Annotated in this window: 17 protein-coding genes and 1 riboswitch; of the genes, 6 read left to right on the forward strand and 11 right to left on the reverse strand. The window is 59.8% G+C overall.

Annotation, left to right across the window (positions count from 1 at the left end):
• Positions 1–66 precede the first annotated feature (66 nt).
• Entirely contained in the window at positions 67–408 is a 342-nt protein-coding gene (locus DW037_RS07720) for an arsenate reductase family protein (protein WP_118373118.1), read from the reverse strand.
• Between the two features lie 17 nt (positions 409–425).
• Positions 426–1,049 carry a flavodoxin family protein gene (locus tag DW037_RS07725; RefSeq protein WP_117640601.1) on the reverse strand — a complete coding sequence of 208 codons (624 nt, stop codon included), beginning with the start codon at positions 1,047–1,049 and terminating at the stop codon, positions 426–428.
• A gap of 404 nt (positions 1,050–1,453) precedes the next feature.
• On the opposite strand from DW037_RS07725, the gene DW037_RS07735 reads away from it, so the two are divergent.
• A complete protein-coding gene (locus tag DW037_RS07735) occupies positions 1,454–1,774 on the forward strand; it encodes a DUF3784 domain-containing protein (RefSeq protein ID WP_117635527.1) in 321 nt (106 codons plus the stop codon).
• A gap of 285 nt (positions 1,775–2,059) precedes the next feature.
• On the opposite strand, the gene DW037_RS07740 is transcribed toward DW037_RS07735, so the two are convergent.
• On the reverse strand, positions 2,060–3,589 hold the full coding sequence (locus tag DW037_RS07740; RefSeq protein WP_118373122.1) for a diguanylate cyclase domain-containing protein: 1,530 nt from the start codon (positions 3,587–3,589) through the stop codon (positions 2,060–2,062).
• Between the two features lie 126 nt (positions 3,590–3,715).
• Positions 3,716–6,433: an EAL domain-containing protein gene (locus DW037_RS07745; RefSeq protein ID WP_118373124.1), complete on the reverse strand. Its 2,718-nt coding sequence runs from the start codon at positions 6,431–6,433 to the stop codon at positions 3,716–3,718.
• 329 nt (positions 6,434–6,762) lie between these two features.
• On the opposite strand from DW037_RS07745, the gene DW037_RS07750 reads away from it, so the two are divergent.
• Positions 6,763–7,632: a patatin family protein gene (locus tag DW037_RS07750; protein WP_118373125.1), complete on the forward strand. Its 870-nt coding sequence runs from the start codon at positions 6,763–6,765 to the stop codon at positions 7,630–7,632.
• A gap of 223 nt (positions 7,633–7,855) precedes the next feature.
• Here DW037_RS07750 and DW037_RS07755 read toward each other — a convergent pair whose 3' ends face one another.
• The 3 genes from DW037_RS07755 to thiM are packed head-to-tail and all read right to left on the reverse strand — an operon-like array spanning position 7,856 to position 9,732.
• The gene (locus tag DW037_RS07755) at positions 7,856–8,551 is read right to left on the reverse strand and encodes a thiamine phosphate synthase (protein WP_117790768.1); all 696 of its coding nucleotides are present in this window, start codon (positions 8,549–8,551) and stop codon (positions 7,856–7,858) included.
• Complete coding sequence (locus tag DW037_RS07760; protein ID WP_233542308.1) at positions 8,548–8,889, reverse strand: thiamine-binding protein; 342 nt, start codon at positions 8,887–8,889, stop codon at positions 8,548–8,550. The genes DW037_RS07755 and DW037_RS07760 overlap by 4 nt, the downstream gene beginning before the upstream one ends.
• A gap of 3 nt (positions 8,890–8,892) precedes the next feature.
• Entirely contained in the window at positions 8,893–9,732 is an 840-nt protein-coding gene (gene thiM / locus DW037_RS07765; protein WP_118373127.1) for a hydroxyethylthiazole kinase, read from the reverse strand.
• Between the two features lie 51 nt (positions 9,733–9,783).
• Positions 9,784–9,894: riboswitch (TPP riboswitch) on the reverse strand.
• A 163-nt stretch (positions 9,895–10,057) separates the two neighbouring features.
• Between thiM and DW037_RS07770 the strand changes: the two genes are divergently transcribed.
• From DW037_RS07770 to DW037_RS07785, 4 genes are all read left to right on the forward strand, one after another.
• Positions 10,058–10,966 (forward strand): HAD-IIB family hydrolase, encoded by a 909-nt coding sequence (locus tag DW037_RS07770; RefSeq protein ID WP_117629614.1) that lies wholly within the window; start codon positions 10,058–10,060, stop codon positions 10,964–10,966.
• A 10-nt stretch (positions 10,967–10,976) separates the two neighbouring features.
• Positions 10,977–11,873 carry a LysR family transcriptional regulator gene (locus tag DW037_RS07775; protein WP_118373129.1) on the forward strand — a complete coding sequence of 299 codons (897 nt, stop codon included), beginning with the start codon at positions 10,977–10,979 and terminating at the stop codon, positions 11,871–11,873.
• A 155-nt stretch (positions 11,874–12,028) separates the two neighbouring features.
• Positions 12,029–13,162 carry a 5-methyltetrahydropteroyltriglutamate--homocysteine S-methyltransferase gene (locus DW037_RS07780; protein WP_233505683.1) on the forward strand — a complete coding sequence of 378 codons (1,134 nt, stop codon included), beginning with the start codon at positions 12,029–12,031 and terminating at the stop codon, positions 13,160–13,162.
• Positions 13,163–13,284: 122 nt separating this feature from the next.
• Positions 13,285–14,619 carry a uracil-xanthine permease family protein gene (locus DW037_RS07785; RefSeq protein WP_117629617.1) on the forward strand — a complete coding sequence of 445 codons (1,335 nt, stop codon included), beginning with the start codon at positions 13,285–13,287 and terminating at the stop codon, positions 14,617–14,619.
• 61 nt (positions 14,620–14,680) lie between these two features.
• On the opposite strand, the gene DW037_RS07790 is transcribed toward DW037_RS07785, so the two are convergent.
• The 4 genes from DW037_RS07790 to DW037_RS07805 all read right to left on the reverse strand — a co-directional run bounded on the left by DW037_RS07790 (position 14,681) and on the right by DW037_RS07805 (position 20,940).
• Positions 14,681–15,346, reverse strand: a complete 666-nt coding sequence (locus DW037_RS07790; protein WP_117629618.1) for an alpha/beta hydrolase — start codon at positions 15,344–15,346, stop codon at positions 14,681–14,683.
• Between the two features lie 207 nt (positions 15,347–15,553).
• Entirely contained in the window at positions 15,554–17,338 is a 1,785-nt protein-coding gene (locus tag DW037_RS07795; protein WP_158551665.1) for a carbohydrate-binding domain-containing protein, read from the reverse strand.
• Positions 17,339–17,646: 308 nt separating this feature from the next.
• Positions 17,647–19,419, reverse strand: coding sequence for a carbohydrate-binding domain-containing protein (locus DW037_RS07800; protein WP_158551666.1), 1,773 nt, complete (start codon positions 19,417–19,419; stop codon positions 17,647–17,649).
• A gap of 207 nt (positions 19,420–19,626) precedes the next feature.
• Positions 19,627–20,940 carry an NCS2 family permease gene (locus tag DW037_RS07805; RefSeq protein ID WP_118373131.1) on the reverse strand — a complete coding sequence of 438 codons (1,314 nt, stop codon included), beginning with the start codon at positions 20,938–20,940 and terminating at the stop codon, positions 19,627–19,629.
• Positions 20,941–21,086: the final 146 nt, after the last annotated feature.

Below are 21,086 nucleotides of genomic sequence, written 5' to 3' on the forward strand. Positions count from 1 at the left end.
TGGCTTACAGTTAAATCTTATGCCAAACGCCTGCTCTTATACCCACGCGCCGGCAAATAACACAGGCTACTCCCAGGCTCCCCACACATCGGGGCAATAACCGACGGTGGCCTTCTTGCCGTTGCGCACGATGGGCTCGGCCAGAACCTGCTGGTTCTCGAGCAGCTTATCAAAGCGCTGGCTGGGGGTGAGGTGCTGGATGAGTGCGAGCGTCTCCTCGTCCTTGGCTTTGGGGTTGAGCAGCTTGTCGATGCCGCCGACCGCCTGCATCACGCTCGTGAGCTCGCCCTTGCTCATCTCCCTTTCCTTAAGGTCGATAAACTGCACCTTAATGCGTCGCTCCTTAAAATAGCGCTGGGCCTTCTTGGTATCGAAGGACTTCTTAGTCCCGAAAATTTGAATATTCATATCTATGTTCCGCCGTTCTACCTGATGAAGTTGGTCCTAGCGCGATCGGCCTGGGGGGCTTCGATGCCGGCGGCCTTTCCCGCCTCGATGCAACGTAGGAGCCAGGCCATGTTTTTGCCGATGTTTCGCATGGTGGCAAGGCCTTCGGCGTCCTGGGCGGCCTCGCCCGGCATGGCGCCAAAGACGTTGTTCCAGTAGGTGGATGCCACCACGGGCATCTGGTTGATGGTGAAGTATTTGTTGAGCACATCGAAGGTGGTCGACGTGCCACCGCGACGGGCAACGGCGACAGCGGCGCCCGGCTTGTGCGCAAAGGCCTTGCTGCCAGCATAGAATGCACGGTCGAGGGCAGAGAGGATGCGTCCGCTGGGATGCGCGTAGTAGACGGGCGAACCAAAGACAAAGCCGTCTGCCTGCTCGGCAGCGGCAATCAGCTCGTTGACCATATCGTCGTCAAAGGTGCAGCGGCAATCGAGCTTGCCGCACTGGCCGCACCCGATGCAATCGCGAATAGGCTTGGCGCCCAGCTGAAACACCTGCGTCTCAATGCCCTCTGCGTTGAGCTGCTCGGCAATCTCGGCGAGTGCGCGGTCGGTGTTGCCGTTTGCCTTGGGGCTGCCATTGACCAAAAGAACCTTCATCACAAACTCCCTCTGCTGTCGGTGACTTCTGCGGAGGATTATCGCACGAGCGGGCAGATGGCGTGGGGCGCGATTCCAGCGACCGCCCATCATGCGCCCCGTCTCGATCGGTAGCTTCATCCGAGTGTTTCTCGGGGCCGGGAAGCCGGCCCCGAGGGCCAACGGCGGGCTCGCTCACCAGGTACGAGAGGGACACGGTCCAGAGTATGTTGGAGCTCGGGGCCTCATGCAAGCCGATTGTGAGGAGTCTGGGCAGGTCGCCTTCGATGGCGAACTCTGAGGTCTTAGAAGGCGGGCTGCTGCGGCGGCTATGGTTTATACTAAGGCGGTTGCTATCGAGTAATTCATACTTGGTTTGATTCGATTGTGAATGCGTAACTAGGATGGAAAGCAAAGGAAACTCTATGGAAACAGAGGATGCTGTTTGCTTGATGACTTCGATTGCCTTGATTGTCCTTTCAATCCAATACCGAAGAGGAAGATGGCTCTGCTCAATTGCTGGATATGATGTCACAAAAAGGGAGAGCGAGATTGATATACGCCCCTACGCAAAGCTGATTTCTTCTGTGACGTTATGGATGGGGCTGCTGTTTTTCTTGTGGGCGGTAGAGGGCTGGGTACGCGATTGGAATACCAGCGTTTTTGAAGTTTTGGTTCTACTTCTGTTCAGCTTGGCCTCTTTGTCGTTCGTGCGGCTCGTTAGGTTTGTGTTTATGAGGCGATAGCCAGCGGAAGTGGCTGGACGACAAAATGGACCAATGCAGCCAATTGTCAATAGAATTTGATAGGCTTGGCTTAACAGATTTACTCGAGGGCATATCCGTGGCGGGGGATAGGTTCTATCTTGTTGAGCACTTATTTGCATCAGGCAAAGTAAACCAAGAGTATCGAAACGGTGCCCCCGGGCCCGCTAGGGACTGCGGGGGGGCGTTCGGCTAACTGCGGGTACGGCCTATTTGCCCAATGTGTTCGCCCGAGATCGGAAATTAACCATCATGCGCCCCATAACGCTAGTCCAGCTTGGTGCCCGGTACCTGTGGCGCCTCTTTAATCAGCGCATTAAGTTCGTTCAAAATGGAAACGGGCTGTCGGTCGACGGCGTCCAGATGAAGCGTCGCCACGCGAAGGGGCGGCTGATATTCAAATGAGCCGAGGAGCACGGGCGATCCCAAGAACCGTTCGATTTCGTCTGCAACCGCGTCGGTCTCTTCGGGATCAAGCTCGTCAAAGAGCGCCACGAACATCGGTCCGGTCGAGCGGAACAGACGACCCTTGCCGCGCGAGCAATCCATGAGGCAGGCGGCGCTTTCTGCCAAAACGCGGTCGCCTGCATCAAAGCCAAAGCGGGCATTGACCTGTGCGATTTCGTCGATTTTAATGGCGATCAAGCCCGCGTTTCGTGCCACGCGACGCATCTCGCCAATGGCGTTGACCAGGGCGTGGATATCGCCCAGACCGGTCACGGAATCGGTCGTATCTGCCAAGCTTCGGTTGGTGACAATGCCCACATACATGTTGGGCTCGGTATCGGTGCCGTCCAGGCGGTAACCCGTGCAGTCGCAAAGCGCGTATTTTCCGGCGGTATTCATGACGCGATACTGCATGCAGTGGAAGTGCCACGTGCCGTTTACCACCATATCGAGCTCGGCACGTACGTTGTCGCGGTCCTCGGGGTGAACACGGGCAAGCCATATATCGAGCGAGTTGTAGGGATGCTGGGAGGGTAGGTCAAAATCGCGCACGGCATTAACCGACCATTGCGATTCGCCGGTGTCGAGGTTAATGATGAACGGATAGCGTGTCTCGGAGCTCATGGAGATCGCTTGAAACACTCGGTCGTTGCAGGGGGGTTGTTCGGTGATCGGGCGTTGCAGCGCATCGCCTTCTTCCGGTTGTTGCACACGGTACATGAGCTTGTAGCGATACATTTTGCGGTCGGCGTCCTTTGTCATCTGGCGACGCGTATCGCCTGCAAGCGGGTCGACGCGCGAGCAGCCAAAGCTAAAGCTGGCGATCATGGGCGCCTTGCCGTCCGATGTTGCCTCGATAAGATTGGCACGCGTCCACTCCAGGCGCTGCTCGAGCTCGGCTTCGTTTGTCGTGGGGGATATAAGTACAAATTCGTCTCCACCGATACGGAACAGCAACTCATCGTGCTCCATTGTCTCGGTGAGTGCGCGGCAGATGCTCAGAATGTAGCGATTGCCATCGGCGTGGCCAAACTTATCGTTGCAATGCTTGAGGCGATCGATGTCAATATAGGCACAGGTGAAGGGGGTGCCTTTGCGCCAGAGCTGATCGACATGGCGGTCGAGTCCGCCACGGTTGCCAAGATTGGTGAGCGAGTCGATATAGGCGCCGTGCTCAAGCAACTCACGTTCTTGTTGCAGGATGGCGAGCGTTTTCTGCAGTTGCTCACCGATGGCACGCAGCTCCGGGGGCAGCGCGGCAACATCGAGCTCGGTGGTTGAGGCCCCGTTCGCAAGTCGCTGAAGATGAGCGATGATTGATTGCTCGCCCAGGCGATACGACTCGTTCATGATGGATTGCCTCCTTGGATGGAACAATGGTTTGTATCTTACTTCCAATTCGGTTTAGATTGGAGTATTAGTTAGCTCATGGGAACAAATGCTCCCCTCGACGGTGGCGTTTTGCGTGCGAGCGTATTAGTTGTCGTTGCCACCATCGAGCAATGCCTCAAAATCCTCCGCCTGCATGGGGCGGTAGTAGAGGAATCCCTGAGCGTAGCGGGCGCCCATGTGGCGCAGCATGTTTGCCTGCTTGTCCGTCTCGACGCCTTCGATCACAACGGGCAGATGGAGTGACTGCGCCATCTCGAGCATTGATGAGATGATTTGCACGCTGCGGCCCTCATCGCCGTTATCGGGCACAAACGTGCGATCGAGCTTGATGACGTCGACGTTGACGTTCTTGAGCATCGCGAGCGTGGACTGGCCGGTGCCAAAATCGTCCATATAGGTCGAGAAGCCGCGGGTGTGCAGGTCGGCCGTTAGTTTATCCACGGCCTCGGACTCTCCCGTATAAGCTGTCTCGGTGATCTCGATGCGCATGAGCTCGGGCGGCAGGTTGTATTGGGCGGCGAGCGCTCCCATATGCTCGGCAACGTTGCAGGCGAGGATATCCACGCGCGACACATTAAGCGAGATCGGAACCACGCGAAGCCCCCGATTGATGCGCTCGCGCAGCCACAAGGCAACGCCCTGCCAAACGTATTTGTCGAGCGTCACCACAAAACCGCTTTCTTCGAGAGCGGGGATAAAGGTGGCGGGCGAAATGAGGGAGCCATCCTTGTCGATCCAGCGCGTGAGCGCTTCGGCGCCAATGATCTCGCCGGTTTCCATGTCGACCTGGGGCTGCAGGTAGTAGGTAATACGGCCGTTGGAGAGCGCGTACTGGAATTCGGTCAGCGTGCGGTGGAACGCGATTTCGCGCTCGTACTCCTCGGGGCGGAAAATGGCAATGCGCTCCTTAAAGTCGTTTTTTGCGCGCCGATTGGTAAACATGGCCTTGGCCTGCGCATCGATGGTGATTTTCTCGTTGGAGTCGATGGGGTAGACGCCCATGGACGGCCAGAATCCCACGCCGTCATCATACTTGGCCACGGCCTGGCGAACGCGGCTATAGATCTGATGGACGGTGTCGTGTTCAAAGGGGATGAGTATGCAAAAGTCGTCTTGGCCCCAGTACCCTGCGACGCCCATGTTGGCATTCTCGATGTCCTTGAGGACCGTGCCCACATCGGCGAGCATGCGGTCGCCCTCGGCCTGTCCGTGCCATTCGTTGAACAGTCGCATGTGTCCCATATCGACGGTGGCGATACACCAGGCGCCGTTGCGCCTTGTCTCGAGAAATTCGTTGGCGCGGCGCATAAACTCGCTGGGTCGATAGAGACCCGTGAGCGAATCGATGCGTTCGGCGATGGCGTTTTTGCGCTCCACCTCGGGTATGGGGAGGCTGTCGTTGGGAACAAGCCCGCCGGCCGTGCGAATGCGACGGTCGAGTTCGCCTAAAACGGCGGCCGTTTGATTGGTCAGGTGCTCGTAAAAGGCCGGAACGACAAGACAGACGGGGGTAATGGTGTCGTCCGCGATTCGAACGGGAGCGAAAACGGCCTCTTTGAGATGTTGGATCAGTTGCTCGAATGCTTCGTGATCCAAATTGTTGCTAAGCACGACGAACTGGGCGTTGCGTGAGCGGAAGACGCGACTCCTGCCGCGAGTAATCGACAGCATGCGGCCTGCGTATTCGGCGAGCATGTTGTCGACGGCCTCGGCCCCGTAGAGCTCGTTGAGCTTTGCCGTGCCGCGAACGCGCACTGCTATAAGCCCCGTCTTGCAATGGTCGCGACGGCAGGCATCGATAGCGTTGATCAGCGTGCGCTGCATTCCGAGGCCCGTGGCGGCGTCGACGGTCTCGGCAAGCGAGTGGTTGACGAGCTCGCCGACATAGAGCGAGGGGACATTTCCGTCGCCGTCGATACGAAACCCGCGAGCACGGCCGAGGATGTAGTCGCCGGCGGCATTGCGCACGCGGTACTGCATGACGTGGCGATGTTTGGAGCCGTCATAGATTTGGTCGATGTCGTTGGTATAGGCCTCAAGGTCATCGGGATGGACACGCGTTTTCCAGTAATCGTGGCAGTTGTCTATATGCTCCGAAGGAAGACCAAGATCGCGCAAGGCGCCTTGTGACCAAAGGGTTCGATGTTTGTCCAAGTTCTCGATAAAGAAATATCGGCCTTCGTTGAGCATCGAAAGGGCGTCGAAAATGCGATCGCTTATTTCGAAGTCGTCGGTGTGGGCTTGTGCGATATTGCGTCGATCAAGGTGCACGGCATGACGTAGCTTGTAGTCGTACATGCGATGGTCGGCATCGTTCGTCAAGCGATTGGGGGCTTCGCCCAGGGCGGGGTCGGCGTGTGCCACTCCGTAGCTAAACGAGTGAGGCATCTTGGAAGCGTTGTTTTCGAGCAGTACCGTTCGGCAGTGTTCCAGACGTTCGGCAAGGTCGTCCTCGGTCGCAATCGCAGATAGGATGGCGAACTCGTCGCCCCCCAGACGAAATGCCGCCTCGTCCACCTTCATATACAGTTTGAGATAGAGGCTCACCTGCAAGATATAGCGGTTGCCCTCGTCATGTCCAAAGATGTCGTTGCAGTGCTTGAGATTGTCGATATCGATGTACGCCATGGTAACGGGGGTGTCCTGCTCCCAGAGCTCCTCGAGGGAACGGGCAAAGCCGCCGCGGTTGCCAAGCCCGGTAAGCTGGTCGGTAAAGGCGGTCCTGACCAGATCCTCCTGACGCTTGAGAAGGTCGCGGACGGTCTTTTCGAGCGTTTCAGTGTAATTGCTGGGGGTATCCATGCTGTAGGCGGCTTTCTGGGGTCGGGGCGGATTGCGTCGGGCGAGCTCGTTGTGCACACGCGTTGTTGCTCAACGCCTCGCGTGTTTCCAAGCCCCCGCCTTGCTGCGTCGTTGGGTTTATTTGTCGGCTGACGTTCGTTGCTGATAACTACTGAGTAGTATAAACAAGTGTATGGAATTATGCAGGGGTGCCCATGTTGCGGGCGGCCATTATTCGCCATTATTCGCCAAACGGTAACGCGACGATGTTCGATGAAAATGCGACTGAGGCGATATATGTTGACGGGTATACTTGTTTCGTTTTAAAACGCAGGAACGGAGATGGTCGCATGGCACAGCCAGATACGACGCCCACGGTGGGGCTTGCGCTCGAGGGAGGCGGCTACCGCGGTATGTATACGGCGGGCGTGCTCGACGTATGGATGGAGCACGGCTTAACCTGCGACCATATGGTGGGTGTCTCGGCGGGCGCGGCGTTTGGCTACAACTTTAAATCGCGCCAGATCGGCCGCGCCATTCGCTACAACAAGGCCTATTGCGCCGACAAGCGCTATGCGAGCGTGACGAGCTGGTTGCGAACCGGCGATATGTTCAATGCCGAGTTTGCCTATCATGAGGTACCCATCGAGCGCGATCCCATCGATCTGGAGGCATATCGCGCCTGCCCCATGCGGTTTACGTGCGTATGTACCGATCTTAAGACGGGGCAGGCCGTCTACCATGACCTGCCTTACGGTGATGAGCATGATATCGAGTGGATCCGGGCGTCGTCGGCGATTCCCGTGGCAACACGACCCGTTGCCATTGAGGGGCACAAGTACCTGGATGGCGGCGTTGCCGATTCCATTCCCAGCGCATGGCTGTTTGCGCAGGGCTATGACCGCAACGTGGTGGTGCTGACGCAGCCGGCGGGCTTTGTAAAGCAGCCCAATAGCGTGATGCCTATGCTGCGTCGCGTGTATCGTCACTATCCGGAGTTTGTTGCGGCGCTTGAGCACCGGCACGAGGTATATAACGCCACGCTCGACGACCTGGCGCGTCGCGAGGCCGCTGGCGAGATCTTTGTGGTGCGGCCGAGCGAATCGGTGAAGGTGCCGTCGCTGTGCCGCGAGCCCGAGGAACTCGAACGCATCTATCAGATCGGCCGTCGCGATGCGGAGGCGACGTTGCCCGCGCTGGAAGCGTATCTGGCGGGGTAAGGGCTGCTACGGAAAGCGCATCCCGGAATATGCGCTCAGACTGGGATGCGGTTTCCGCGAGGGGGCGGTCGCGGAAACCGCATCCCAAAATTTGCGCTTGGAATGGGATGCGTTTTCCGCTGGCCCTCTATATGGAAAGCGCATCCCAGAATGGACGTCCAAACTGGGATGCGCTTTCCGCTCTTGAAGATATGAGGCTGCGGAGCAACTGCTCGGCATAGGTCTATGCTTGCTGCCAGGTATCGACGAGCTCCTCGGCTGCGGCGTAGGGGTCGTCGGCGCTGCAGACGGCGCTCACCACAAAGAAGCCGTCGACGCCGGTGGACTTGAGTTGCGGCAGATCGGCCGTCTTGACGCCGCCGCCCACCACAATGGGGACGGGGCTTGCCGCATGGAGGGCGGCCAGGTCCTCAAAGCTCTTGGTGATGATGGAGCCGTCGGCCGCACGTCCGCAGTCGCGCTTGGTTTCGGTCTCGTGGAGCGGGCCTACGCCCAGGTAATCGACCAGGCTCATGTCGGCGGTCTTGACGTACTCGAGCATCTCCTCGCAGCGGGCGGAAAGGCCCACGATGGCATCGGGACCCAGCAGCTTGCGGCAGACCTCGACGGGGATGTCGCTCTGGCCAACATGCACGCCGTCGACGGCAATACCCTGCTCGCGTGCGGCAAGTACGCAGTCAAGGCGGTCGTCGATCAGCAGCGCGACCTGCCCGGTTTTGCCGGCCTGAGCGATGGCCTGCGCGGCATCGCCCGTCAGTGCGATGATCTCGCGGGCGCTTGCCACCTTGGAACGCACCTGAATGCAGGTAAAGCCGGCGTCGAGCGCCTGGGCCACCACATCGCCCACGGGGCGTCCGAGGGTGTTTTCGGGGCCGAGTACCAGATAGGCCGAGATATCAAGGTTGTCGCGGATGCTCATCGTGCTTCCTCCTGCTTTTTGATCTGCGCTTCCATGCGCTCGAGTTTGCCGGTCATGGTGTCGGTAAATCCGGGTCGAATATCGGCTTTGAGCACGACTTCGGTGCGGATGCCCTTGCTCGCCAACACAAAGGTCGCGTCGCGCACGACCTGCATGACCTCGTCCCAGTCGCCCTCGATCTCGGTGAACATCGAGGTGGTGCGGTTGGGAAGGCCGCTCTCGCGAATGACGCGCACGACCTCGGCGATCTCGGCGGATAGCTCGTCACCGGTGCCGCACGGGGCGATGGCCACGGCGACCAGGGTGTTCATGCCGGCATTGGTTGCGGGCTCGGACATGGCTTATGCCTCCTCGAGCTCGAGTTGGTTGTCGGCAATGTCCTGGGCGGTTGCGCGGTAGAGCTCGTCGATAAAGGCGACCTTATAGCTTGCCGGGGCTTCGGCAACGGCGGCGGCACGCGTACCGGCAACGTTGTAGACGGCGGTGCCGCAGATGGCCGCCGTAAACGGGTCGGTGGCGCAGGCGTACACGGCCAACACGCCGCCCTGCGAGCAACCGCAGCCGGTGATCTTGGACATGAGCGGGCTGCCGCCGTGGGACTTGGCCACGGTCGTGCCGTCGGTAATCAGGTCGACTTCGCCCGAGACCACTACGGCGCCGCCGGTGTAGCGGGCGAGCGCCACGGCGGCATCGCGGGCGGCGTCTACCGTGTCGGTGGTATCGACGCCGCGCACGCGGCTCAGATCGGCCGCTTCGCCCTCAAGGCCCCACAGGCCGGCGAGCGCGATGATCTCGGAGGCGTTGCCGCGCACGATGGCGGGTTTGTACTGCTTGAGTTCGTTTACCAGCTGGGTGCGCAGGCTGCCGATGCCCAGTCCAACCGGATCGAGCACCCAGGGCTTGCCGGCGTCGTGGGCCGCCTTGGCCGCGCGGGGAATCGTCTGCTCGTAGATGGGGAAGAGTGTGCCCATGTTCAGATAGATGGCGCCGCCGCCGGCAACGAGCGCCTCGCCCTCGTCGGGCAGATAGACCATGGCGGCCGAACCACCCACGGCGAGCTGCGCGTTGGCGACAAAGTCAATCGTCACCGTGTTGGTGATGGAGCCCGCCATCGGATTGGTGGCGCGAATCTCCTCCACGGCCTTGACCACGTTTTGCTTGAGCTGTTTCGAATCGATCACTGCACATGCCTCCTTGGCATAGAAAAGGGGCGCTGTGCATAGACAGCGCCCCTAAAAAGGCGGCATGCTCCCTACGCCAGCATTAACTGACAGGTTCAAAGGATTGGGCCCCATGCCCTCTCAGCCTTGTGGTTTGCACCGCCGGCACTCCCGCATCGAATCTGTTGTTCCCTATACTAGCGCACCTGCCAAAAAGGGACAGGTTTATTTTGGCAGGTAACAACTGGGGCTTTGCGTTTTCCCAGATAAAACCTGCCAATATAAACCTGTCTCTTTTTGGCAGGTCGGTACAATAGACGGGATTAAGAATGACCGAGGGGGCCTTATGATTAAACTTGTGCTGACCGATATGGACGATACGCTGATTCCAGCCGGGCATGACGGCGCCAGCGACTACGCCATCGAGGGCATTCATGCCATGCAGGCGGCGGGTCTGCACTTTGGCCCGGTTTCGGGTCGCCAGCCCTCCGCGATGGGCTGGATGTTCCGCAATCGCGCCGAGTGCTTCTCGACCGGCGCGTTCTGCAACGGCCAGGTCATGTTTGTGGACGGCGAGGTGGTAGCCTCGCATGCGACCGACAACGCCGCCCTTATGCGCTTGGCTGACTACTTGGAGCAAGAGACCGACGATACGTATCTGAAGGTCTACGGCCTGGGTGATGACTTTTGGGGCAACGATGCCTATTGTGTGACGAGCGACCCCGAGCGCGTGCGCCGCGCCATGGAGTCGGGCGGCAACGCATGGCTCAAGGGCGAAGAGGCCCCGTGCCGTCCTGTCGTCGATGACGCGTCGGTGTTCAAGGCGAATATCTGGAGTGCTCGTTCGCGTGAGGAGCTCGCGGAGCTACGCGAGCGCGTTGCCGCTGAGGTGCCGGAACTCTCGCTTGTGTTTCCCAACAATCGTGTGCGCCTGTTCGACATTCTTCCAGCAGGTTGGGACAAGGGTTGCGCTGCGCTGGAGCTGGCGCGCGCTTTGGACCTGACGTCCGACGAGGTGGCCGTATTTGGCGATTCCGATAACGACCTGCCCATGATCGGTGCCGTCCCCAACTCCGTTGCAGTCGCCAATGCCAACGAGGCCGTCACGGCTGCCGCACGCTGGCATATCGGCGCTGCGGCAGACGATGCGGTTGCCGGGGCTCTGCATCAGATTGCCGCCTGCGCCGCGACGGGGGAGATGCCGTCGTTTATGCGTCAGGCAGATGCGGCGGGTTCGGGTATCGCGGACGTCTAGGGAGGCCATCATGAAGCTTCAACAGCTCAGGTATGTCGTCAAAGTTGCCGAATGCGGCAGCATCACCGAGGCCTCGCGCCGGCTCTTTGTGTCGCAGCCTTCGATTACCGCGTCGATCCGCGATCTCGAAAACGAGATGGGTGTGCACATCTTTGAGCGCACCAACAAGGGTGTCATTGTGTCCGAGGAGGGCGAGACCTTCTTGGGCTACGCGCGCCAGGTGCTCGACCAGGCGGATCTGCTCGAAGGCAAGTACAAGGGCGAGTCCGAGCAGGTGCCGCACTTTAGTGTGAGCTGCCAGCATTATTCCTTTGCCGTTAACGCGTTTGTCGATGTGATCCGTGAGTTCGATGCCGCGCGCTACGACTTTACCCTGCGCGAGGAGCAGACTCACGAGATTATCGAGGACGTCGCGCATATGAAAAGCGAATTGGGCATCCTGTATCTGTCCGAGCACAACCGCGAGGTCATCGAGCGCATGCTGGCGGCCAACGAGCTCGTGTTCGAAGGGCTCTTCTGCGCCACGCCGCATATCTTCGTCTGTGCCGACCATCCGCTGGCGGACCGCTCCAGCGTGACGCTCGAGGATCTGGAAGACTACCCGTTCCTGTCCTACGAGCAGGGCAGCTACAACTCGTTTTACTATTCCGAGGAGCTGACCTCGACGTTTGAGCGTCGCAAGAATATCCGCGTGCGCGACCGTGCGACGTTGTTCAATTTGGCCATGGGCCTCAACGGCTACACGGTATGCTCGGGCGTGATCAGCCACGAGCTCAACGGCCCCGGCATTATCTCGATTCCGCTCGACGTGGACGAGTACATGGAGATTGGCATCATCACGCGCAAGAACACGACGCTTACGCGCTACGGTCGGGCCTATATCGACGTGATTCGTCAGCATATCTAGACTGCTGCGTCCTGTACAGGTCAAATCTCTTCATGGCAGTCCCAACTGATATAGGAAGCATCTATATCAAACTGTTATAAACGTATATTTTACGATGGCTATATGAGCGCTCATACTCTGTCCCAGTAAAGCAACCAATGCAAAGGGAGATATCTATGAGCACTTCAATTCAACCGAACGCGCCGTTTCGCGCTGATATCGTCGGCAGCTTTCTTCGTCCGCAGGCCGTAAAGGATGCCCGCGCTGCCTATGCGGCAGGCACGCTTGATGCCGAGGGGCTTAAGGCCGTCGAGGATGAGGCTATTCGCGACCTGGTGGACAAGCAAAAGGCCGCCGGTCTGCAGGTGATTACCGATGGCGAGTTTCGTCGCAGTTACTGGCACCTCGACTTTATGTGGGGGCTCAACGGCATTGAACGCCGCACCTCGCGTACGGGCTATATGTTCCACGACGAGGAGACCACGGCTGACACCGCCGTGGTGACCGGCCCCATCAGCGGCGAGAACCACCCCTTCGTCGAGCACTTTAAGTTTGTCAAGGCACTCGAGGGGGAGGGCCACGTTGCACGCCAGACCATTCCGGCGCCGATCCAGACGTTCTCGGAGGTTACGCTCGACCGCTGCGATGGCCAGCAGGAGAGCCTGCGCGCTGTCTATAAGACCGATGAGGAACTTGCCGACGCCATCGCGGCGGCCTACCGCACCGTGATTGCCGACCTGTATGCCGCAGGCTGCCGCAACGTTCAATTTGATGACTGCACCTGGGGCATCTATTGCGATACCGACTTTGTGGCAAAGACTGGTATGAGCCCGGTCGACCTGCAAAAGGTGTCCGAGCTGGGCGTGGCGCTCAACAACGCCGCCATCGAGGGCAAGCCCGACGACCTGGTCATCAACACGCATGTGTGCCGTGGTAATTACCACTCCACCTATGCCTTCGAGGGCGGCTATGACCCCATCGCGCCGTACCTGTTCGCACACGAGAACGTCGATGCGTTTTACCTTGAGTTCGATACTCCGCGTGCCGGTGGCTTTGAGCCGCTCAAGTACGTTGCCCCCGGCAAGAAGGTCGTGTTGGGCCTAGTGACCACCAAGGCCGCTGAGCTTGAGGACGAGGATGCCATCGTCGAGCGTATTCACGAGGCTGCAAAGTATGTTCCGCTCGAGAACCTGTATCTGTCGCCCCAGTGCGGTTTTGCTAGTTGCGAGATTGGCAACAAGTTGACCGAGGACGAGCAATGGGCAAAGATCGCGCTGGTCAAACGCATTGCCGAGCGCGTTTGGAAGTAGCAGTAACGTTCGCAGGTGACGGCGCGTGCGAGACATGGTGCATCGCGTACAATGGTTCGGATCGTATCGTTCGGGCAGGTTATCCGATATGCCCGATCGCCCTTCCATTCGAAAGGACATCCATGTCCCAGTCTTCGACGCCCGCCGTCACCGATGCCATCTACGACGCATCGTCGCTCGGCCGTCCGCGCATGTTTTTGCTCGGCCTGCAGCATCTGTTTGCCATGTTTGGCGCCACGGTGCTGGTGCCCGTGCTCACCGGCCTCTCGGTGTCGCCAACGCTTTTGTTTGCCGGCTTGGGCACGCTGCTGTTCCACTTCCTGTCGCGTGGTAAGGTGCCGGCATTTTTGGGCTCATCGTTTGCCTTTATTGCCGGTTATGCCGCGATTGCGCCCAACGGCGAGGCCGAGCTTTTGCCCTACGCCTGCCTAGGTGTAGCCTGTGCCGGCCTGCTCTATCCGGTGCTGGCGGCCCTGTTTCGCGCGTTTGGTGCCAAGCGCGTTATGCGCTTCTTTCCGCCGGTGGTGACTGGCCCCATCGTCATTTCCATCGGCCTGATCTTGGCAAGCTCTGCCATCGCCAACTGCCAGACCAATTGGCTTGTTGCCGTTGTCGCTGTGGCGGTGATCGTCATCTGCAACATCTGGGGCCGTGGCATGGTCAAGATCGTGCCGATTCTGCTGGGCGTTGTGGTGAGCTATGCCGTTGCGACTGCGCTCGGCGAGGTTGATTTCTCGGGCGTCGCAGCCGCTCCCTGGGTTGGCTTGCCCGTCGTGTGGGATAACACCGTGTTTGCGCTCTTTGGCCCGCAGTTCGATAGCGGTCTTGCCACGACGGCCATCATCACCATTATGCCGCTGGCCTTTGCGACCATGATCGAGCATATCGGTGATATCTCGGCTATCGGCTCCACTTGCGAGCGTAACTACATCGCCGATCCTGGCCTGCATCGCACGCTGCTTGGCGACGGCCTGGCGACCATTCTCGCATCGCTCTTTGGCGCTCCAGCTAACACCACCTATGGCGAGAACACCGGTGTGCTTGCCCTAACGCGTGTGTTTGACCCGCGCGTGATTCGCATTGCCGCATGTTGTGCCATTGTGCTCTCGTTCTGCCCCAAGTTCGCGGCTGTCATTGCGGCCATGCCGGCGTGTGTGATCGGCGGCGTGTCTCTCGTGCTCTATGGCATGATCAGCGCCGTGGGCGTCCGCAACCTCATCGAGAACCAGGTCGATTTCCAGAACAACCGCAACGTGCTGGTGGCCGCCCTGGTGCTGGTGCTTTCGCTCGGCATTGCGTACAGCACTGCCGGAGCTATCGTGTTGGAGCTGGGCGGCGTGACCATTTCGCTCTCGGGCCTTGCCGTGGGTTCGCTGGTGGGCATTGTGCTCAATGCCATCCTACCGGGCAACGACTTTGAGTTTGATGTCTCCGAGCTTGAGGAGGCTGCTGAGTAGCAGCTGTGTTCAGCTAAAACAAGATATGGTGCCCATGCGTATATGCGCGTGGGCACCATATTTAATGCGTCAGTATCCAGTGGATGCCGCGGGCCATGCGCAAGTCGGTCTGGGAAAAGTGATTGCCGGGGTTGAGCTCCAGCGTCGTGGGAATACCACGTTCGCCGAGCAGCTTTTCCATTGCGCGCGTATCGTCGAGTACGTGCCGCATCATGCGGTTGGGAGTCTTGGCCTCCTTTTTACCGAGCGACAGATAGACAGCCTGCGGGCTGCTGGCAAATGGCGCCGTGCTGGCGCGATCGACAAAGTCGGGAAACCATAGCGACCCCGATGCGCTCGCGGCGCGGTCAAAGGCGTCGGTTTGCCAGAGGGACCAGAGTGCGAAGAGGCCCGCGAGCGAGTAACCGGCAATGCCGCGCCAGGTGGGCGGCTGAGGAAGCGACGACTCGACCTGGGGGATTATCTGATTCAGCAGCTCATCAAGAAAATCGGCAGCTTGGCCGCCGAAAGGTTCGGCATCGCGTACGGTCCCGTCGCATGCCCAGGGGCTCAGCTCGCGATTCCAATCGAGCCCGCCAATGGTGACAAGGGCGAATGGCGGACAGTTGAGCTCTCGGCAACACTTATAAACCTCGCTGCCGTCGCCCACGACCACAGGAAGGTAGATGACAGGCGCGCTTTCCGTATGATTCGAATAAACGGTTATCTGCTTTTGATGCGCTTCCATGACGGGCTTCTCTCGGCGTTGTGATATCGACGGCCCCCATTGTCGCACGCCGGCTCATGCAGGTTGGGCTAGACCAAAGACAATCTCGTGCATACCCTGCGGACGCATATGGAAAACGCCACCGCCGGAGGGGAGCTCGGCGGTGGCGTTGTTAAACGGTGCTGGGACTCGGAGCCTTCGCGGGAGCTGCCATGTGCGCAGAGGCGTCTAAGAGCGCTTGCGGCTCGCCATGGTGCCTGCGGCGATAGCGGCTGTTCCCGCAAGGACGGTTGCCACGATGGCCGCACCCGAGGTGTCGCCGGTTGCCGCGAGCACGCCGGTAGTCTTGGCTTTCGTGATTGAAGCCGCAACGGCCTTGGTCGGCTTTGAGCCCTCAGGCTTGGGGTTCTGCTTGGACTCCGCGGGCTTGCTTTCTGCGGGCTTGGTCTCGTCGGGCTTGGGGTCTTCCGGCTTGGCTACCTCGGGAGGTGCGATGACCATGCTCTTGGCGACAGCTTCGTTATAGGGGGAGTCGATCACAGCGTCGCCCGTGCCGATGGCTTGGCCTGCCTCGTAGATGCCGTCACGGAGCTTGCGATAGTCAATGACCTTGCCGCCTTCGGGCGTCTGGATGGCGGCGTTCTCAATCTTGATGGTGCCGATTGCCTTGCCGTCAGCGCTCATGGCACGGGCAAAGATTGCCGCTGTATCTCCTTCGGCCGTTACCTTGCTGCGGATGATCGAGATGACTGCGGGTGTGACGCCCTCGCTGGTCTGGGCGATGATGCCGATGTTCTCGCCTTGGGGCTCGGGGCTCGTCTCGCCATCTTGGTTTTCGCTGTAGGGGATGGGGCCGTCGCCGTTCTCGACATAGCGGGCTATGGCCTTGACAACGGAGTCGCTGATGTAGATGTGGCCACCCTCCTCGTTGGGTCGATCGCTTCTGGTGGAGAATGCAGCCGAAACCTCGCCTTCCGCAAACGCGTCCACGGTGGAGCCGTTCTTGACGACGATATCGTCTGGGTAGGTGAAGAGGGCAATGGCGCTACCGTATCTGCCTTTACTTGCGCGGACTGTCACGTTTGCATGATCGAGGGTGATGCCCTTGTGGGCATAGACGCCATATTCAACACCGTTTACGTTGAGGGAGGCGTTTGTGGCTGCGAGGCTGCCCTTGGCCTCGACGGCAGCGTCTTTCTCGGAGCTTGCCTTGACCTGGCTGCCGTCCGAGATGTTGATATTGCCGCCGCTCCAAAGGGCCTCACCATCAGCTGAGCTTGCCTCGACCGTCCCGCCACCCTTGATGGTGAGGTTCTTGTCGGTTCCAATACCCTTGTCCTCGGTAGTCCTGGCGGTGACGGCTCCGCTGTCGTCAATCGTGATATTACCGTTTGCCCTGATGCCATCCGATGCACCCGTGGCGTTGACGTTGCCCGAACCTTTGATAGCGAGATCACCCCCGGCATTTATGGCGTCAAACCCAGTGCTCGTGGCGTTGACGGATCCGGCTCCGTCGATGTTGATATTACCCGTGGAGAGGATAGCGTCCTCAGTAGATGTCACGCTGAGCGTGCTGCCCGCGTCGCCTTGGATATTGAGCTCGGCGTTCTCGTTAGTGCCATGAGAAACGTTGATGCCTTCGATCCATTCGGCAGTGACGATGTTGGTCCCCGAGTAATTCACGTTGAGCTTGCCTGCGGCCTGGATCTCGCCGCCGTTATAGTTGTTGAGCTTCAAGTCGTCGGCGCCGTCCCACGACCAGGTACCGGCCTCGTCGCTCGCCGCGGTGTTGTACTTGTTGCCGCCGACCTTGACCCATTCCGCTGCGAGCGAGACGCTCGGCATGAGCAGCGAGCTCACCGTGAGCGCGCACACGGCGCCCGTGACGATGCGGCGCGTCACGCGGCGCCAGCTGCCGTGCGCGAGTCCTATGCGACGGCGAACGTCGGGTTCGGCAACATGGGTTCCGGCGGTAGTGTCATTGCGCTTGGGGGTCGTGAACAAGGCTGCCATGGTTGCTCCCGTTCTCATAGGGCCTATACGGCTAGATTCAGCGTATCTGCTGGATGTTGCCGGCGGTAGTGCCGTTTGGAGGGCAAAATGTCCAAAATCCGGAAGAGGAATAAGCTGCGCACCTACGCGTTGTCGGGCATTAATCACAAAGCGCGGAGCCGCTTGTTGCGACTCCGCTCGCGTGTGCGCCATACGAGTGCAAACAGGAAACGCCACCGCCGGAGGGGAGCTTGGCGGTGGCGTTGCTAAACGGCGTGCGGACTAGGCGTATTCGGGGGTGCCGCCCCGTGCGTTAAAGATCGAGGCGTCTATGCACGCTTGCGGCTCACCACGGTGCCCGCGGCGATGGCGGCTGTTCCCGCAAGGGCGGCTGCCACGATGGCTGCGCTCGAGGCGTCGCCGGTTGCCGCGAGTTTGCCGGCGGTCTTGGCTCCCGTGGCTGCAACTGCAACGGTCTTGGTCGTCTTCGTGCCCTCGGACTTGGAACCCTCGGGCTTGGTCTCGCCTGGCTTCTCCTCGGGTTTGATCTCCTCGGGAGGCGCGATGACCGTGCTCTTGGCGACAGCGGCGTCATAGGGAGAGTGGATCGTGGCGTCGCCCGTGCCGATGGTTTGACCCGCTTCGTAGATGTCGCCGTTGCTGAGCTCTTCTTTGTTGCGATAGTCAATGACCTTGCCGCCTTCAGGCGTCAGGATGGTGGAGCCTTCGATTTCGATGGTGCCGATTGCCTTGCCGTCCGCGCTCATGGCAAGGGCGAAGATCGCCGCCGTGTCTCCTTCGGCAGTGACCTTGCTGCGGACGATCGAAATAGTCGCGGGCGTGATGCCCTCGCTGGTCTGGGCGAAGATACCGATGTTCAGACCCCTAGGCTCAGGGATGACCACGCTGCTTTGGTCGTTGCTGTAGTGGTCAGGGCTGTCGCTACCGGACTCGACATAGCGGGCTATAGCCTTGACAACGGAGTCGCTAATGTAGATGTGACCACCCGCTTCGTTGGGGTTGTAGTTTCTGGTGGAGATTGCGGTCGAGAATTGGTCTTCTGCGAACGCATCCACAGTCGAGCCGTTCTTGATGACGATGTCGTCCTCGTCGGTGAAGAGGGCGCTGGCTTCACCGCTCCCTGCACTTGCACGGACCGTCACGGTTGCGCCATCGATCGTGATGCCCTTGTAGGTATAGATGCCGTATCCAACACCATGTGCGTTAAGGGATGCGTTCGAGACCGTGAGGCTGCCTATGGCCTTAACGGCATAGTCTTCCTTAGAGTTTGCCTTGACCTGGCTACCGCCCGAGATATCGATGTTGCCACCAGACCAAATCGCCACGTCTTCGATAGAGCTGGCCTCTACCTTGCCGCCGCCCTTGATGGTGAGGGTCTCGCCAGTTTGGATACCCTCATCCCTGGTGGCCTTGGCGGTGACGTTTCCGCTGTTGTCGATCGTGATATTGCCACTCGCCCTGATGGCATCCGATTTGCCTGTGGCGTTGACGGTGCCCGAACCCTTGATGGTGATGTCTCCCTCGGCGTCAATGGCGTCAGACTTGGTGCTCGTGGCGTTGACGGTGCCGGCTCCGTCGATGTTGATGTCTCCGTCGGAGGTGATGGTGTCCCTAGACGACGTCACGCTGAGCGTGTCGGATGCACCGCCCTGGATGTTAAGCTCGGCGCTCTCAGCATTGCCATCCTCAACCGAGATGCCGTGGCCGTCGCCGTTGGTGACGGTGTTGTTTCCCGAGTAATTGACGTTGAGCTTGCCTGCGGCCTCGATTGCACCGCCGTTATAGTTGTTGAGCTTCATGTCGTCGGCACCGTCCCATGACCAGGTGCCGGCGGCGTCGCCCGCCTCAGTGCCGTAATTGTACTGGGTGCCGCCGACGTTGACCCACTCCGCCGCGAGCGAGATGCTCGGCATGAGCAGAGAGCTCACCGTAAGCGCGCATACGGCGCCTACAACGATGCGGCGCGTCACGCGGCGCCAGCTGCCGTGTGCGAGCAGCGTGCGACGGCGCACGTCGGGCTCGACAAAATGGGCTCCAGAGGTTTTGTCATTGCGCTTGGGGGTCGTGAACAAGGCGGCCATGGTTACTCCCATCCTCATAGGGCCTATGCGATTACGCCCAGCATATCTACAGAATGTGGCCGGCGGTAGTGCCGTTTGGAGGGCAAAATGTCCAAAACTTGGGAAGCAATATATCGCGCGTCCGTGCGTTGCCTGGGCTTAAAAGAAAAGCGCGGAGCCGCTCGATGCGACTCCGCGCTTTGGTGTTCTGCTTTGGCAGCTTTGCCGTTACGCTACGAAGAAGTAGACGAGGAAGGCAAGAGCTGCGATCCACATGAGCGGCTTGATCTTGGAGGCCTCGCCCTTAAAGAGCGCGACGACCACATAGGCGATAAAGCCCAGGCCAATGCCGGCAGAGATGGAGTAGGTAAAGGGCACACCCGCGGCGATCATAAACGCCGGGAAGCCCTGCGAGACATCGGACCAGTCGATTTCGGTGGCCTCGCTCATCATGAGGTAGCCGACATAGACCAGGGCACCGCAGGTGGCGGCGCTGGAAACGATGGAGACGACGGGGGAGAAGAACGCGGCGAGGATAAACAGCACGCCGGTCGTGACGGAGGTGAGACCCGTGCGGCCACCGTCGGCAGCGCCGGAAGTGGACTCGACGAAGGTGGTGATGGAGGAGACGCCCATAAAGCCACCGGCAGCGGCGGCCACGGAGTCAACGACCAAGATGGGGCGGATGTCCTCGACATTGCCGTCCTCGGTCAGGAACTCTCCCTGCTTGGCGACGGCCATGGCGGTGCCCATGGTGTCAAAGAAGTCGCTCATGAGCAGCGAGAAGGCAACGACGAGCAGCATCGGGTCGGTCAGAACCTTCACGATGGCAATGTTGCCATCGGCCGTGTTGGCAAACGGGGCGCCAAAGGTCGAGAAGTTGAGCGGGGCGATGAGGCCCTCGGGGGCATGGGTGACGCCCAGCGGGATACCGGCGATAACGGCGACGATGATGCCGATGAGCAGCGAGCCCGGCACGTTGCGGGAGGCCAGGGCAACCGTCACGACGATGGAGATGATGCCGACGATAAAGGCGGGGGAGGTGATGTCGCCCAGACCGACGAGTGTACCGGCGCCAGCGGTGATAATGCCGGCGTCGCACAGGCCGATCATGGCGATGAACAGACCCAGGCCCACCGAGATAGCGTGGCGCAGAACCACGGGGATGGCGTCCATAATGGCCTCGCGTAGGCCGCAAAGGACGAGCAGCAAGATGACGACACCCTCGAGGAAGATGACGCTCATGGCCACGTGCCAGTCACCGCCGCACATGGTGGTGGTGATGCCCGCAATCATGGCGTTGATGCCCAGGCCCGACGCGCATGCGAGCGGACGGTTGGCGAAGATGCCCATGCAGATGGTCATGATGCCGGCGCCCAGGCAAGTGGCGCAGGCGAGCGCTCCCGCATCGATGCCGGCGCCCGAGAGCACTGCGGGGTTGACGGCGATGATGTAAGCCATCGCCAGGAACGTTGTCAGTCCAGCGCGAAGTTCGGTCCCGATTGTGGACTTGCGCTCACTGACGTGAAAAAGTTCGTCCATGCATACCCTTTCCTTGTTCGGCCCCGAGTTTAGGCCGATTGACACGAACCCATCCACTATATCGCCTTTGTGAAGTTGGTGTTCCTCACATGTTGATGTTCGGCGGTTTGTAACGGACGGGCGGTATCTTTCGCATGAAATTGTGT

Origin of the sequence: Collinsella sp. AF39-11AT (assembly GCF_003474585.1) — a bacterium.
Taxonomy (GTDB): domain Bacteria; phylum Actinomycetota; class Coriobacteriia; order Coriobacteriales; family Coriobacteriaceae; genus Collinsella.